Genomic DNA, 15,112 nt, shown 5'->3' with positions numbered 1-15,112 from the left:
CAGTACACTATTGTTTTAATATTAGGTACTTGCAATTTTGGACTTAGAATTTAAAACCAAATAATCAACATACAAAGACGGTGTTATAATTTCCTCTGGCGATAATTCTCCAACCTCTACAATTTCGTCTACTTCAGCAATAACGATATTACCGGCGGTCGCCATAATAGGATTAAAATTTCGAGCTGATTTCCGATAAATCAGATTTCCAAGTTTATCTGCTTTATTTGCTTTTATCAGGGATACATCTGCCTTTAATGATTCTTGGTATAAATATTTCCTTCCTTTGATGACACGCTGTTCCATCCCGGTACTTAACTTAGTATCTACACCGGCTGGGACGTAAAAGGCTCCAATTCCAGCCCCTCCTGCTCGAATGGCTTCCGATAAAGTCCCTTGAGGCAGGAGTTCCACTTCAAATTCTCCAGCTTGATTTGCTTTTACCACATCAATATTTGATGTAAAAAAAGAGCCTATAGCCTTTTTAATTCGTCTTTGCAGTACAAGTTTTCCTAATCCCTTACCTGGTTCGCCTAAATTATTACTAATGATTGTTAAAGCTGTTGCATTGGATTGTGCTAATTGATCTATTAACGTTAGGGGGGCCCCTGATAATCCAAACCCACCAACCATCAGTACGTCACCATTTTTAATAAGTGAGATTGCTTCCAATACTTCAACTATCTTAGTCATTGAAATCCTCCTTAAAAAAGTCAATAAAAAAATCAAACCTAGTCTTTATAAAATCACTTCCAACATTCGTCAGAAGTTTTTTATAAATACCAGGTTTGATTGTTTATACAAGAAGAGGTTGTCTTCTTATCGCAACAAAACCATCGCTTATTTTATTAATAATATATTTTAAATATTCTTTAAATTCTTTGTATTTATAGCCTACAACATTTTATTTTAAAAATCAATCCCTCTTTTCATTTTTGTAAATTAAAAACTAAAGTTTTTAATTGTAAACTTTATTTTAGAGCAGTTATAAAAAAAGAATGATCAAATATACCTTGATGCTTAATTCATCTAAAGAATTGAGGGAATACTTAATAATAGAAATATTGATTATACGAATGTTAATTATTTTAGATTGCTAAATCTCTTAGTATGTTAATACATTATAAAAAGAACTTTACCGATCTCTATTGATTTTCAGAAAATATTTTTATTTGGAATAGTCCCAATACCTCTGTATTGCAGCTTGTAAAGCTACGATAACTGCTTGCTGTGATGGTGCAACATGATACTTCTTGATTCTCTCTATCAAAGGGTTAATTCCTTGTGATAAATCATATCCAATTATCAATCTCTTAAAAAAGTCTTTTGTTAATTCAGCAATAAAGTTAAAATCCGCATTTTGTATAACATGAGTTTCCTTGTTTATTTCTAATACAATTCCAGCATGTTTATATACCTCATACATAGAAGAACCTTGAGGAGCCTTCGCATATCCAGTTACTAAAATTGTCTTAAAATCATCCATTATCATACCCCATTTTATAATTTTTAAAACTATATTATCACACAATTCTAAAGATATAAAGAATTCATAAAGCCATTTACTTGGATAACTTGTATCTCTTCTATAACAATCAACTGCTATTTCAAGGCCTATTTACCACAGTTTGTTTCTTGAGTTGAGTTATTAAATAACTGAATTAAGAAAACAGTTAATAATTCACAAATCCAATTTGAAATTTACTACTTCTTTTATAGGTTCATTCTGTCTGCTGTTACTCCGACAAAATAGCACTCATTAATTACAAATATCTAATATATTTGTAGTCTTTATTACAGTAACTATTTTCCATGAACAATAATCCCTATAAATGTTGATATAACTCAATTTGCGGGGGTAAAACTGATCAATTAAAAAGGATAATTTTCTAAAATTCTACTGGTAGTTTGTTCGAACAGTTGTGACGAAGAACTATTTCACTATAACTTAATAGTCAAAATATCTTCCAATTCTTCTGATGCGATTATTGCATTTTGGAAGGAAGAAGATGCCTTTGACGTATAACCAATATGTATGATGATACAATCTGGAAAATTATTTTTTATCTTCTTGAAAAACTCGAGATATTCATGGGAATTTGTAGACGATGTAGAGGGTATTTTTTTTGTCCGCTCGTAATAGTCATAAATCTCCGTTACAGGTAACGAACCATCTAAGTAATCCTGCCCATCCATAATCACATGCATGGGGACCACTTGGACATTATATTTATCAGCTAGGTCATCTGGTAAATCCGCACCACTCTCTGTAGACAAAATAATTTTTCTCATCTATATCCCCCAATTCTAAATAAAAAGCGTATTTTCCGTATTCTTCTCTACTATACAGTAAAAGGTGGATAGGCTATACATATTCAAAAATTAATATTAAAAATAATGGCCTTTTAAAAAAAAGGACACTTTTTGTATAGTGTCCTTTCCTAAGGGGGGATTACTTAACAGTATTCCTGCCATTACTTTCTTTTTCCCCTATTACCGTATTTCCGATTTTCGGTTTGTCACTGGAATCTGTTGGATTTGGAACCCAATCAAAACTTGGTTCGGTTGTCCCTGTTGACATTAAAGGTTGGGTGACCCCATCAGCCTTTAATGAATTTTCTTGTTTTTGGGGGTTAGAGTTGTCAGGTACCATAATTTTTCCTCCTTTTATGATCACAAACTCACATCTATATAACTTCCCCCTACTATTTTCCTCTATTCCTGTTTTAATTCATTAGAAATTTGTTTCTCTTTTTACTTATGCTTTTAATCGGTTATTATAATGAACAAGTTGGTCCAATTCGGCCACCATTCTGCGACATTTATTATAATCTCTTTTACGGCGTTTTTCGACTGCCATTCTCACTGAATGATCTTTTCTGTACTCTTCATAACCTACACCATGAGCACTACGCATCGCCTTTTCCATTTCACAGGTATAACTTAATTGTAAATCATTGATAACAAATCATTCCTTTCAGTTATTTTCACAAAATTGAAATGTTCTTTTACGTGGTTTTTATCTTATCATTGAAATCTAAATCAAACAAAGTCGGTAAAGCGGTGTATTTCGCTGTATAATGGGATGTCATCCAAAGTGGTTCATTTATCAATTTAATTACTTACGATTTTAGCCATATCCTTCCATATAGCACCCCATAGAGTACTTAAAGGTACTTATGAAAGTACTTTAATAAATTTAGGATTTTTATATTATTTTAAATTTTATTAAAACTTTACCATATCTCTACAATGAGTTTACCGGGATTTAATCTTCAGATGATAAAGTGGGTTTAGCAACGGATGAGGAGGCAATATAAATGAATGTGCGTGCAATATTTATTGATATGGATGGTACACTGTTAACAGCCTCAAACTACATTTCCCGCCGAAATATGGAAGCCATTTACAAGCTCATGAATCAGGGAGTGAAGGTTTTTCTTGCAACAGGTCGACACTTTGAAGTAACCGCTCCCTACCATAAAGAAATTGGTTTAACCACTCCGATGATCTGTTTGAATGGTGCCGCTATTCACGATGCAGAGACAGGAAGAGCTAAACAAATGATTACCGTCCGAGTGAACGAAGAACGATTCCACCGTCTAACCGCTGAAAATCCTTGTAATGTTATCATTCATACCGCAAATGGACTTTTTTGTAAGGAAACAAATGAAGAAATCGATTATTGGACAAAGGTTGGCCAAATTCCGCCCCGGTATATTGGCGATTTAAGACAGGCCAAATATCAAGATGTTTTGAAATATAGTGTTCGCATAGGTGCACCAAGTTCAGAATTATCCGCTTTGTTTAAAATGGAGGCAGAAGTCATCGATTGGAATGACGGGTTTGAGTTGGTTGCTCCTAATGTTTCCAAGTGGTCTGCTATAAAAAGCTTACTTACCGAATATCGCTTTAGTTCAAATGAAGTGGTAGCCATTGGAGACGGACCCAATGATATAGAGATGCTACGTCGTGTCGGTACTGGTGTGGCAATGGGGAACGCTAGCGAAGAGGTTAAAGCAGCAGCAGATTTTGTTACAGGACATCACGAAAATGATGGATTAGCGGAGTTTATCGAACGTTACCTTCTTAAACCATACCAATCCTATGCGATATAGAGTTTTTTATAATGACTTTTCTAATAAAAAGTTGGCAGGTATGATAAGCACCTAAGTAGTTCAGTTATCGAGTAGAAAATAAAAAAGCACAACAGAACTATCAACCTGATTAACAATGCTTTTGTACGAAAATTAGCAAGTGAATTAGCACAAAACGCTTGGAAAACCGAGCGCTTTTTTTATTGCGTGTCGGAAACCTTATTTATAAGAAGATTTCTTGACTTCGGACAGAAACTGAAGTAATTTTGCCATCTGCTGTCTGAAGATAACTCGACTTCGGACAGCACTGATGTAATTCTGCAATCTGCTGTCTAAAGATACCTCGACTTCAGACAGCACTGAAGTAATTTTGCCATTTGCTGTCTGAAGATGCCTCGACTTCGGACAGGACTGATGTAATTCTGCAATCTGCTGTCTGAAGAAGCCTCGACTTCGGACAGGACTGATGTAATTTTACCATCTGCTGTCTGAAGATACATCGACTTCGGACAGGATTGAAGTAATTTTGCCATCTGCTGTCTGAAGATACATCGACTTCGGACAAGACTGATGTAATTCTGCCATCTGCTGTCCGAAGATGACTTGACTTCGGATAGAACTAAAGTCATTTTGTCATCTGCTGTCTGAGGATACCTCACTTCGGAAAGCACTGAAGTAATTTTGCCATCTGCTGTCTGAAGATGCCTCGACTTCGGACAGGACTGATGTAATTAGCATTACGTTTTTCGCATCAAATAACATATGGCCAATAACTATTGTCTATATACTAATTTACATACCATTTTTATGACTTGTTTAGATATAATTCCATACAAACCTTGATATATCAACAAAAATGAATAGTCCAATTCTATTGGGAATTGGACTATTAAATACAGTTATAATTTAGTTTTTCTACCTTAAAACTGAACTACTTAGATTCACACCTGCCATTTTTTATTTCTCTTGCTCTAGAGTGAGCCATTACTTTTTATTTGGAGTAGTCTTTTCAGTTGAAAAAGATCTGGCATTGTTCCTATTAAACCACAAAAAATCTTCTAATTATGAAGGACGGTTTTGTCCAGTCCTTGAATCCGGTCCTGATGGGTATAGACATTGAAGCCTCTTCCTCTAATGAAACCAATAGCAGTAATGCCAAGATCCTCGGCTAAATCGATGGCGAGATTTGTGGGTGCAGATTTTGATAGGATAATGGCTACGCCAATCTTGGCAGCTTTGAGGAGGACTTCTGAGGAGATCCTTCCGCTAAACGCAATGATTTTATCCTTTAATGGTATTCGATGGATCAGACAGTAGCCGAAAATCTTATCAAGCGCATTATGCCTCCCAATATCAGTCCTCATTATAACGATCCCGTCCTTTGTACATAAGGCAGCATTATGGACACCACCTGTTTTCTGAAAGTAAGCGGAACTTTCCTGCAGCTTACTCATTAAAACGTGGCATTGATTTGGTGTAATCGTTAACTTTGTGCGTATCGTTTTAGCTGTCTTCATGTCATTATAAAAATAAAATTGACGCCCTTTTCCGCAGCAAGAACCAATAAATCTCTTGGAATGGAACTCTTTTTGGACAGAGGATTTATTGACGAGGTCCACATACGCAAACCCCTTCCCTTCATCCACCTGAATGGATTTGATATCTTCAAACACCCGTATGATTCCTTCTGATGCTAAGAAGCCTACTACCAATTCTTGGATCTCAGATGGCGAACAAACGATGGTGGCAAACTCTTCACCGTCCAGAATAATTGTTAATGCCAATTCCACAGCGATGTCATCCTCTTGCTCGATAAAGGAATCCCCAGTAAATTTAACAATGTGCTGACAAGTCGTGATTTCATGTAACATCGTCTTCCCTCCTTTCTGCGTAATTTAACCCAAATTGTAGGTCCGACCATATGTAAAATAAACGGGTCTCTGCCCATCTCGGTCAAGACCCGTTTGAAAAGACTTATAGATGGTGGTCGGGATTGGCATGTTGTGCCTGGTTCTCCGGCAGCTGGGTTGTCCGTTCCAAGTGGCTCGTTTCGCTCCCCATTCCTTTCAAAAAGTCAAAGAAAAAGGCAATCGACCGATTAATTTCCGGATCCTTCAAGGATTTAACAATATCAAAATAACCGATCTGCTCATCATGATCCTTGTCTTCTGCCACTCTGGCAATTCCGGCATTCAGCTTTAGGAGAATAGGTTCAAGCTGTTTCACATTGATTGTCCCAAGTACGCCCACCATTAACAGAAGATTTTTTAACGTATTGGCTGTTTCTTTCGAGTCCAACTTTTTAATTAGGATTTGCAGGACTTTGTCGCCTTCGGCAAATAATCCGCTCAAGAGAGAAATAATTCCTCGATCATGCATGTGCTGCACTAAATCAAGTGTATCCAGTAAGGCTTGCTTATTTTTTAATAGAGAATCCTCTATTTCCCGTAAATCTTGTTTTCGCTTTTCCTCTTCCGATATCTCGATTCGCTGGATTTGCTGGGTTGCCTTAGCCATTCTTCGACCGCTCCCTTTCCTTCACAAGATCACCCGGGAAGATGTAATCCTTTCGGGCCCATTTCTTTTGGACTTGGACACCCATTTGCGGCTGAGGATTTCCGTATCGGAAATTGATCCTTGGCAGTGGATTAATTCCCTCTGCCTGTAAAATCTCCATTTTCACACGAGTATCCTTGTAGGCAGGGGTATCAGTATCTTTATCCGCTGCACTGCTAGTCAGGTAGTTGACGGCTCCGTCTCCTGTATCATTCATTGGCAGATACACCTCATTCCCCTTTACCCGGGCCGTAATCAGACATTTCACCTTTACGTTCCCAAACGGTGAGGTCAGACGGACAAGTGTTCCGTCATTTAGGCCGCGTGCCGCTGCGAGCTCCGGTGATACTTCAAGGAAAACCTCTGGTGTTTTTTCTGTAATTCCTTTTGATTTATAGGTGAGATTTCCTTCATGAAAATGCTCTAATAGTCGGCCGTTATTTAAATGAATATCATATTGCTCCTCAAATTCAAGCGGCTTTGTCCATTGGACAGGATATAACCGGGCTTTTCGATCGGAGAAAGGGAATCCTTCGGTGTAAAGCAGCGGGGTATCTGTCCCGTCCGGTTGTACCGGCCATTGCAAACTCTTGTAACCTTCTAATCTCTCATACGTAACACCGGCATAAATCGGCATCAGCATCGCCGCTTCCTCCATAATTTCACTTGGATGCTTGTAATTCCAGTTGGCACCAAGCCGGTTTGCCACTAACTGAATGATTTCCCAGTCAGGTTTAGAGTCGCCAAGCGGTTCAAACACTTGATACAATCTTTGAATCCGGCGTTCCGTGTTTGTGAATGTTCCTTCTTTTTCAAGGCTTGGGCTTGCCGGCAAGACGACATCCGCATACTGGGCAGTGCGAGAGAAAAAGATATCCTGTACCACAAAAAATTCAAGCTTTTCATATGCGGCATGTACATAGTTAATGTTGGAATCCACTAACCCCATTTCCTCACCTTTTACATACATGGCTTTGACTGTACCATTGTGAATTCCCTCAATCATATCGTGATTATTGATTCCTGGTTCGGATGGAAGCTTCACGCCCCAGGCTTGTTCAAATTTTGCCAGCACTTCTGGGTCATCTACATGCTGATATCCCGGAAAGTTATCCGGTGCACTGCCCATGTCACCGGCACCCTGTACGTTATTATGTCCCCGGAGCGGGTAGGCGCCTGCACCCGGCCGTGCGTAATTCCCCGTTACTAACAGCAGGTTGGAAATCGCTGTACTTGTGTCACTGCCGCCCAGATGCTGGGTTACACCCATCGCCCAAAGAATTGCCGTCCCGTCTGCATCACGAATCATTTCGGCGATTTGAATAAGTGTCTCCTTGGATAGACCCGTTACATCTTCTGCATAACCTAATGTATAAGGAGAAAGGCTTTTTCGAAATTCCTCGAATCCATTTACATTCTTTTCAACAAATTCTTCGTCCGCCCAGCCCATATCAATGATGTATTTGGTCACAGCTGAAAGCCACACTAAATCAGATCCAGCCTTGGGGTGAATGAACAGGTCTGCGCGAGCTGCCATCTCATGCTCCCGCAAATCGGCCACAATCAATTTTTGTCCACGCAGTTTATGGGCGCGCTTGACCCTTGTAGCCAGCACTGGATGGGCTTCCGCGGTATTGGAACCAACGATGATGACAAGACCTGCTTTGGCGATGTCCTTTATGGAACCGGCATCACCGCCGTAGCCAACCGTTCTGTGCAGACCAACCGTCGCCGGTGTCTGGCAATAGCGCGAGCAGTTATCCACGTTGTTTGTGCCAATGACCTGCCGTGCCAATTTTTGCATTAAAAAGGATTCTTCATTTGTACATTTAGAGGAAGTAATAAAGCCCATCGATTGTGGACCATACTGACTGCGAATCTCACGGAAGCGTTTCGCGATGAGATCAAGGGCTTCCTCCCATTCTGCTTCACGAAAACCGTCGCCTTCACGGATTAATGGCTTGGTCAACCGTTCTTCGCTATTGACAAAGCTCCAGCCGAATTTTCCTTTTACACAGGTGGAAATGCCATTTGCTGGTGCTCCCGCATGTGGTTCCACCTTTAGAATCTCTCTTCCCTTTGTCCAGACATCAAAGCTGCAGCCGACACCACAGAATGTGCAGACCGTTTTGGTTCGTTTGACTCTTGCCTCCCTCATCGCTGATTCCATATCGGAAACGGTAAGAATCGACCCGTACCCGGTCTCCACTCCTTTGGTCAACTCAATCATCGAACGAAGGGTTCCTTTTTCAAAGCCTGTTAGATATCCAGCCTCCCCAAGCATTCCTTTTTCCATCATCGCATTACACGGACATACGGTGGAACAATGGCCGCACGATACACAAGAGGATTCGTTAATCGGAACATCATTATCCCAGATGACTCGTGGACGCTCTCTATCCCAATCAATTCTTAGCGTTTCCGTTACCTGCACATCCTGGCAGGCTTCTACACAGCGCCCACACAAGATACATTGATCAGGATCATAGCGGTAGAACGGATTTGACATATCTGTTTGATAGGGCTTTTGCTCCCACGGGATACTTTGATGGTTAATCCGCATCTCCTTCACGGTGTTATGTATTTCGCAGCCGCCGTTATTGTAATCACATACCGTACAATATAATTCGTGGTTATGAAGAATATTGTCCATCGCTGCTGTCTGTGATTTTTTCACAAGCGGGTTGATTGTATCGATCCGATCCCCATCCTTTAAAGGGGTTGAGCAAGACCTGACAAGTTCCCCATTCACTTCTACAATACAAGCGTCACATGTTTCAATCGGTCCTAAGCTGGGATGGTAGCAGACCTGAGGGACTTCAATCGTGCTATCATTCAGGAATTGCAGGACCGTCTGGCCTTCCGGTGCCTCCATTTCTACTCCATTGATTGTAATTCCTAGGTTTTTTACCAATATGGCTTCACCCTTTCTACATTATTCATGTTTTGGGTACCCTATTTTTCGAAAATTTAAAACCATATCGGCCCGCTTTTATTTTTTGGCTCAGTTTGGTTCGTTGTTGATTTTCGTGTAGGTCATAGACGGAGAATTTCCAGCTAATGTATAAAGAGGAAGCTTAAGAAGCAAATATAAGCGGAAATATTCCGATTAACCGCTCCAAATAAGACCAAATTGATAGATTTGGATCGTATAAACGGAAAAACTTCCTTTATCTTGAAGGAAATATGGGTATTTTGAAAAATAAACGAAATTTTTCCGTTTATTTTGCAAACACAGTGAATTCAACAAGTCATATTGATAAAACGAGAACAAAGCCTTCCTTATTGATCTTCCTCCTGTTCACAGCCCATAAATCCTCTATACGTCACATAGTTCTTTCTACTCCAAATCCTACGGTTGCACTGTTTTGCTTGGTACTCATCTATTTTAAAAAGTTTGAGATATTTATAGGGCGGATCCATGATATACGCCACCCGAGCATATCCTTCTACGAGGAGCGTCTCTTGAATCGACTTTCCATCGACATACACATAAGCAAGCAGTCTACCGTATGCATCCCTTTTATTCTTCTTCTCCACCTCCAGTGATAAACTTCCTCCCGTTACTAACTCGGTATTCCTTAGGAAAGCTTCCTTTGCCAATGGCTGCACACACATCCCCGGCTTTTTGGATTCGGGAGTGTCTATCAATAAATAACGAACCGTTTCGATTTTGCCCATTACTCTTACCTTTATCGTATCGCCATCAATAGTGTCTATTAATGTTACGGGGAGTTGATTAGTGGACCGACCATAAGAATCTTCCACTCGGGATCCACCATTTTGAACGCCAACTTGTTGTATCCCGATGTTTGATTGATTTTCATTATCCAAGCGATCTAGCGGATGAAAAACTAGTACTGATGCTGCTGCCAGTAAACTAATTCCAATGATTCTTTTTCGCATCCACAACCCACCTTTCTCTTATAGAATCTCCCTCTTATACCATCCAGCTAATGCTGGAAAACTTTCAAACTCCTTCCTCATCTCGCGAAACGAAATCACCCCTTTTCCTCTAGCAAGCTGGAAATCTAGCGAATATTCGTGACAGTTTAGTGGGGCTTGCTGAAATGTTTCTTTATAGAATTGGATGGCCTCTTGGTCGCTTGCAGCAAAAATAAAGGCAAAATTCGTTTGGTCCATCTTTAGTGAGTAGATGCAGATCTTATGAAAACCTAACTTATTGGTTCGGATCAATTCGGCTACTTTCTGATGATCCGCCTGATCAAAATCTAATTTGGAAGTATCGTCATCCAATGAAATTTTCCGCTCTGTTAGTAAATGGTAGAGGTAATGGGCCAATGATGAATCTGCATAGATTAAACTATTTTGGTAAAGTTCTTCTACAATCATGTGATCGCACCTCGACAATCGAATTTTTTCCACCTTATGCTTATTTCATAAAGAGTTTATTCAAGTTCTACTACTAGTTCCTTCAGGTTCTCAATCGTCCCTGAATACTCGTTATACTCCACCGCGACGGTTCCAACTGGACCGTTTCGGTTTTTCGAGATAATGATTTCAAGGGAAGGATCCTCCGATTTTTTGTCATAATACGATTCACGATACAAGAACAAGATGACATCGGCATCCTGTTCCACACTGCCCGATTCCCGAATATCAGACATCATCGGCCGTTTATTGGCTCTTGCTTCCACTGATCGGTTGAGCTGCGCCAAACAAATGACGGGGCAATCAAAATCCTTTGCCATTGTTTTAAGAGATTGCGATATTTCCGATACTTGCTGATGGGAATTCCCCCCGTAAAATTGACCAGAATGGATGAGTGTTAAATAATCGATAAAAAGGATTGGTTTCTTATTTGGATATTGATGCATTAGTTTTCTCGTTTTCGCTCTCATTTCGGCAACCGTTTGTCCAGACCCATCAAAAATTTGTATATTTGTTTCCGAGAGTTCCCCCAATCACATCTGACCATTTATTCTTTTGCTTTTCAGTCAACATTCTCTTTGGATCCCGCATTTTCGTACGGTTAAAGCCACCGGTCGAAGCAATTAACCTGGCCGTTATAAGTTTTTCAGGCATTTCTAGAGAAAATACAATTGGCAGATACCCTGCCCATCCCGTCATTTTTGCAAAATGAAGCATCACGTCGGTTTTTCCCATTGAGGGTCTTGCTGCTACAATCGTCACTTCTCCGTCTTGGAAGCCTCCCGTCCTTTCATCGAGTTCTTTGATCCCTGTTGTCACACTTTTCAAAAGCTTTTGATCCTCCCAAGGTGCCTCAAAGATATCTTCCAAAGCCTGTTGTAAGGACGTGTGGTCCTCCATCTTCATTTGGTTAATTTTATCCAATTCGGTTATGACTTTCGCTATCTCCCAATCATTGACGGATGCTAAGGTTAAGATGTTTCTCTTTTCCCGTTCCTTCCACTGATCCAGAATGAGCTTCTCCGTTCCAGCAAACTTCTCAACATCCGCAAACGACAACAGCTCCGAAAGGTAAGACATGCCCCCTAATACTTCGAGGTCTGGTAAGGTGGACAAGGTGATCAAATCAATATTCTTACCGGCTCGTTTTAATTCCATCATTTTTCTCATCACTTCTTGATGACGTATACTTTCCAGATGTTCAGGTTGAACTACCGTATCTTTGAGTATGTACTCTGCCTTCATCAAGCTTCCTAAAAACGCTTTTTCCACCATATTCAATCCTTTTCACCTGCCGTAATGTCGTATTTGCATCTACTAGGAATATATCTTCCACCAGGAGACTTTTCGGTTGATGGCTTATGCTTCAAGGCAGACTTTTGTTTCTCCTGATATGAATCAATTTCTTCTACGGTCATTAACGATTCATTTTCCCAATTCTTCAGTATCCCAACGATATAGTTCAACTTTCGCTTGTTATTGGCACAGGCAATATTCATGGCTTTTAAGATCATTTCTTTCGGTTGTAAAAAGATTGAATCATTTAACCACGACAACAACTGTTGTTTTGCATTTATATTCGTATAGCCAAATCCATTAGCGTCCCAAAACTCAACAATTTCTCTTACATCTTCACTTTGTAAGGGATTCTTTTTGTCTAGCAGGTTCTCTCTATTCAGAGGAAATGCTTTTTGTTGTTTTCTTTTTTATTTTCTTTTTCTTTTTCTTTTTGCCCACCTATCGTATAACGAGTCGTGAACGTGTCGTCCAGCTCTTCAATAGATGGATCTTTTTCAACACGGACGCTATCCTCTACTTGTTTTTTGCAAAAAGAATCATAGAGGCTGCGAATGTCTTGATTATGTATGTCTTCTGAAACATAAGGAATAAGTGAAAGATCCTCAACCTCTTTTAATTCGGAGATGATACAATCCATAACTGGCTTCCCGCCTTTTTGAAGATTATCTTTTGCCCAGTTTTTAATCGCGAGTTCTCTTGTTTCAGGATTGTACCGAATCAGCTTGTGATGTTCGATAAATCTTTCCATTAAGGCATGAACACTCTCAATTGAATAGCCCAAATCAAACGCCATTTGTTTTTTCGTAATTTTATAGATGCCACTTTGTGTTGTTTGTGGATTTGTCAGCAGATAAACATAAAAGTATTTATCCTCCGGAGTCATCTCTTCCATGACAACTGGATTCTTCCAAAAGTCTGTACGCACCATTCGATATTTAGCCATCTACAACCAATTCCTTTCTTCTATTAAGTAAGCCTGCTTCTTCAACACTTTTACAATATCGAGATTTGCAGGGTAAAGCGAACTTCCATTTTTCCTTTTTAGAAGCATTTTTGGTGTCAAACGTAAAAAAACGCCTTCAAATTGGAATTTTGAAGGCGTTTTTTGCGATTTGGGGTTATTTTATTGCTAATTTGTATGAAGAAAAAATATAAAAAATAAGGTCAGACCACGAGTGCACTAAAGATGAAATTGAGGATATTCATATCAATATATGGATTTGTAGGGGAAGGCAGCATGCAAAAACAAACAGAATGTGCCATGTGGGGGTAAGTCCGAGATGAGTCCAAATAACGCCATACAGGTGTAAAAAAATGTAAATAGAGTGCAAATGCCCTCATTACGCTGTTTTAAACTTTAACGCCAGCTATAGGGTTTTCTATGTATGAGTTAAGATAAATGCGGATTTCTCACGCCAAGGGAGTTCAAATTAAAAAACCCAATTTCCCAGCATTAAAAATTGAGAAATTGAGCTTTTTTCGCTCCTGAAAAGTGCCGGTTGCTGAAGATCATTAATCTAATCTAATTGAAGATAGGCATTCATTAACTAGAGTTTCCCTTATTTTAAAAAGGTTAAAAATCGATTATTCCAGAGATTCTCATGATGCTCAATGATTGTTTTGGCCCCTAGAAGATCGCTGTTAAGCGTGGTAGTTAATCCTTTTTTCATAAATAATTTATATCCTAATCCATGAGCCATCAGCCTTTGTTAAACTTTTCCGCCCCGTTACTTTAAGTACATTTCTTCACAAACTTTAGCTTGTAATTGGTGTGCTACCCCTATAGCTGAATATGAAAAAGTCCCCAGATTTTTGGTTGGATTTTTCACCAGGACTTCCACTAACCTCCCCGTTTGTAAAATACACAGACTCTTTTGATACGAATGTTCCTCTAATATTGGATAGAAAAAACTTTATATTTTCCATTCTTTCACTAGTACGCTATATATTAGAGAATCTCGCCAACCATCTTTTAACAACAAGTTCTCTCGTAGTTTCCCTTCTTTTGTCATACCTACCTTTTCTAATATTTTTAAAGAACCAATATTCCTTGGATCGCAAGTAGCAAAAATACGATGAAGTTTAAGATTTTTAAAACCAAAATCAATTAAAAATCGAGCTATATCTTTACCAATCCCTTTGCCCCAAAAATCAGGATTAAGAATATAACCGATCTCTCCCTGCTTATTGATACTATCTTTTACAATCAGTTCACCGGCTCCAATCATTCTATCTGTTTCTTTTTCGGCAATCGCAAAAACATATCTTGAAATTGGTTGTTCAGCTGCATCCTTAATTACCTGGTTTACATAGTTCAAAGTATCTTCTACAGTATTTGGTCCCCAAGGTTGATATTCACAAACCTTCTGTAAGGAAGCATATATATGAACATCCATCCAATCACTTTCTTTAACTTTTCTAACTAAAAACCTCTCGTTCGAAGGTAAATTACCGTAATTAATATCAATCCCTCCATTTCAATTTTCTACAGCCTTGCATTATAAAATTCTATTTATTCTATTATTTTTAAAGTAAACTGCCACGTTTGTTCAATAACGAATTCAACAAAAAAGAGCGTTAATCCTTCTTAACCTTAATTATGATTTAATAATAAAAACGTCTAAACCCTTGGTACATATGGGTTTAGACGTTTTTATTACCAATTTTATGAAAGCGTTTATTAGTATTATACGAATTGTTTCCTCTTCCAACATTCACTTACATCCATTGATCATAGATCTCTTTTTTTGCTTGATGGTACAATCGAG

Annotated in this window: 15 protein-coding genes and 1 pseudogene; 1 reads left to right on the top strand and 15 read right to left on the bottom strand. The window is 38.9% G+C overall.

Going from position 1 to position 15,112, the window contains the following annotated elements:
* Nucleotides 1-21 precede the first annotated feature (21 nt).
* The 5 genes and pseudogenes from AC4E8C_RS11660 to AC4E8C_RS11640 form a co-directional block, all read right to left on the bottom strand.
* Entirely contained in the window at nt 22-693 is a 672-nt protein-coding gene (locus AC4E8C_RS11660) for a CoA transferase subunit A (protein ID WP_490212262.1), read from the bottom strand.
* 475 nt (nt 694-1,168) lie between these two features.
* Nucleotides 1,169-1,486, bottom strand: coding sequence for a DUF3870 domain-containing protein (locus AC4E8C_RS11655; protein ID WP_490212261.1), 318 nt, complete (start codon nt 1,484-1,486; stop codon nt 1,169-1,171).
* Nucleotides 1,487-1,950: 464 nt separating this feature from the next.
* Nucleotides 1,951-2,292, bottom strand: a pseudogene (locus AC4E8C_RS11650) (DegV family protein); the annotation flags it as partial.
* A 160-nt stretch (nt 2,293-2,452) separates the two neighbouring features.
* Entirely contained in the window at nt 2,453-2,653 is a 201-nt protein-coding gene (locus AC4E8C_RS11645; RefSeq protein WP_490212260.1) for a hypothetical protein, read from the bottom strand.
* A gap of 105 nt (nt 2,654-2,758) precedes the next feature.
* Entirely contained in the window at nt 2,759-2,917 is a 159-nt protein-coding gene (locus AC4E8C_RS11640) for a YuzK family famiily protein (RefSeq protein ID WP_490212259.1), read from the bottom strand.
* A 403-nt stretch (nt 2,918-3,320) separates the two neighbouring features.
* On the opposite strand from AC4E8C_RS11640, the gene AC4E8C_RS11635 reads away from it, so the two are divergent.
* Nucleotides 3,321-4,118 carry an HAD family hydrolase gene (locus tag AC4E8C_RS11635; RefSeq protein WP_490212258.1) on the top strand — a complete coding sequence of 266 codons (798 nt, stop codon included), beginning with the start codon at nt 3,321-3,323 and terminating at the stop codon, nt 4,116-4,118.
* A gap of 1,037 nt (nt 4,119-5,155) precedes the next feature.
* Here AC4E8C_RS11635 and fdhD read toward each other — a convergent pair.
* From fdhD to AC4E8C_RS11585, 10 genes are all read right to left on the bottom strand, one after another.
* Nucleotides 5,156-5,968, bottom strand: coding sequence for a formate dehydrogenase accessory sulfurtransferase FdhD (gene fdhD / locus AC4E8C_RS11630; RefSeq protein WP_490212257.1), 813 nt, complete (start codon nt 5,966-5,968; stop codon nt 5,156-5,158).
* A gap of 103 nt (nt 5,969-6,071) precedes the next feature.
* Complete coding sequence (locus tag AC4E8C_RS11625) at nt 6,072-6,614, bottom strand: helical membrane plugin domain-containing protein (RefSeq protein ID WP_490212256.1); 543 nt, start codon at nt 6,612-6,614, stop codon at nt 6,072-6,074.
* Nucleotides 6,607-9,567 carry a formate dehydrogenase subunit alpha gene (gene fdhF / locus AC4E8C_RS11620; protein WP_490212255.1) on the bottom strand — a complete coding sequence of 987 codons (2,961 nt, stop codon included), beginning with the start codon at nt 9,565-9,567 and terminating at the stop codon, nt 6,607-6,609. Before fdhF ends, AC4E8C_RS11625 begins: the two co-directional genes overlap by 8 nt.
* Before the next feature lie 368 nt (nt 9,568-9,935).
* Nucleotides 9,936-10,559: a thermonuclease family protein gene (locus tag AC4E8C_RS11615; protein ID WP_490212254.1), complete on the bottom strand. Its 624-nt coding sequence runs from the start codon at nt 10,557-10,559 to the stop codon at nt 9,936-9,938.
* Between the two features lie 18 nt (nt 10,560-10,577).
* Nucleotides 10,578-11,006 (bottom strand): hypothetical protein, encoded by a 429-nt coding sequence (locus tag AC4E8C_RS11610; RefSeq protein ID WP_490212253.1) that lies wholly within the window; start codon nt 11,004-11,006, stop codon nt 10,578-10,580.
* Nucleotides 11,007-11,062: 56 nt separating this feature from the next.
* Complete coding sequence (locus AC4E8C_RS11605) at nt 11,063-11,515, bottom strand: DnaB-like helicase C-terminal domain-containing protein (RefSeq protein ID WP_490212252.1); 453 nt, start codon at nt 11,513-11,515, stop codon at nt 11,063-11,065.
* A 25-nt stretch (nt 11,516-11,540) separates the two neighbouring features.
* Nucleotides 11,541-12,320: a DnaB-like helicase C-terminal domain-containing protein gene (locus tag AC4E8C_RS11600; RefSeq protein WP_490212533.1), complete on the bottom strand. Its 780-nt coding sequence runs from the start codon at nt 12,318-12,320 to the stop codon at nt 11,541-11,543.
* A gap of 2 nt (nt 12,321-12,322) precedes the next feature.
* Nucleotides 12,323-12,604 carry a DnaD domain-containing protein gene (locus AC4E8C_RS11595; RefSeq protein ID WP_490212251.1) on the bottom strand — a complete coding sequence of 94 codons (282 nt, stop codon included), beginning with the start codon at nt 12,602-12,604 and terminating at the stop codon, nt 12,323-12,325.
* A gap of 116 nt (nt 12,605-12,720) precedes the next feature.
* The gene (locus AC4E8C_RS11590) at nt 12,721-13,287 is read right to left on the bottom strand and encodes a hypothetical protein (protein WP_490212250.1); all 567 of its coding nucleotides are present in this window, start codon (nt 13,285-13,287) and stop codon (nt 12,721-12,723) included.
* Nucleotides 13,288-14,257: 970 nt separating this feature from the next.
* Nucleotides 14,258-14,806 (bottom strand): GNAT family N-acetyltransferase, encoded by a 549-nt coding sequence (locus AC4E8C_RS11585; RefSeq protein ID WP_490212532.1) that lies wholly within the window; start codon nt 14,804-14,806, stop codon nt 14,258-14,260.
* Nucleotides 14,807-15,112 lie beyond the last annotated feature (306 nt).

The sequence above is a fragment of the Neobacillus sp. SRL179 genome (assembly GCF_984799095.1).
Note: the sequence above shows the minus strand (reverse complement) of the source record. Positions and strands in the feature narration are given on the sequence as shown.

What these genes read in the sequence shown, in the direction of transcription:
- AC4E8C_RS11590 (WP_490212250.1), bottom strand. Translation starts at nt 13,287, where the DNA reads ATGGCTAAATATCGAATGGTGCGTACAGACTTTTGGAAGAATCCAGTT.
- AC4E8C_RS11655 (WP_490212261.1), bottom strand. Translation starts at nt 1,486, where the DNA reads ATGGATGATTTTAAGACAATTTTAGTAACTGGATATGCGAAGGCTCCT.
- AC4E8C_RS11660 (WP_490212262.1), bottom strand. Translation starts at nt 693, where the DNA reads ATGACTAAGATAGTTGAAGTATTGGAAGCAATCTCACTTATTAAAAAT.
- AC4E8C_RS11610 (WP_490212253.1), bottom strand. Translation starts at nt 11,006, where the DNA reads ATGATTGTAGAAGAACTTTACCAAAATAGTTTAATCTATGCAGATTCA.
- fdhD (WP_490212257.1), bottom strand. Translation starts at nt 5,968, where the DNA reads ATGTTACATGAAATCACGACTTGTCAGCACATTGTTAAATTTACTGGG.
- AC4E8C_RS11635 (WP_490212258.1), top strand. Translation starts at nt 3,321, where the DNA reads ATGAATGTGCGTGCAATATTTATTGATATGGATGGTACACTGTTAACA.
- AC4E8C_RS11625 (WP_490212256.1), bottom strand. Translation starts at nt 6,614, where the DNA reads ATGGCTAAGGCAACCCAGCAAATCCAGCGAATCGAGATATCGGAAGAG.
- AC4E8C_RS11645 (WP_490212260.1), bottom strand. Translation starts at nt 2,653, where the DNA reads ATGGTACCTGACAACTCTAACCCCCAAAAACAAGAAAATTCATTAAAG.
- AC4E8C_RS11640 (WP_490212259.1), bottom strand. Translation starts at nt 2,917, where the DNA reads ATGCGTAGTGCTCATGGTGTAGGTTATGAAGAGTACAGAAAAGATCAT.
- AC4E8C_RS11605 (WP_490212252.1), bottom strand. Translation starts at nt 11,515, where the DNA reads ATGAGAGCGAAAACGAGAAAACTAATGCATCAATATCCAAATAAGAAA.
- AC4E8C_RS11600 (WP_490212533.1), bottom strand. Translation starts at nt 12,320, where the DNA reads ATGGTGGAAAAAGCGTTTTTAGGAAGCTTGATGAAGGCAGAGTACATA.
- AC4E8C_RS11615 (WP_490212254.1), bottom strand. Translation starts at nt 10,559, where the DNA reads ATGCGAAAAAGAATCATTGGAATTAGTTTACTGGCAGCAGCATCAGTA.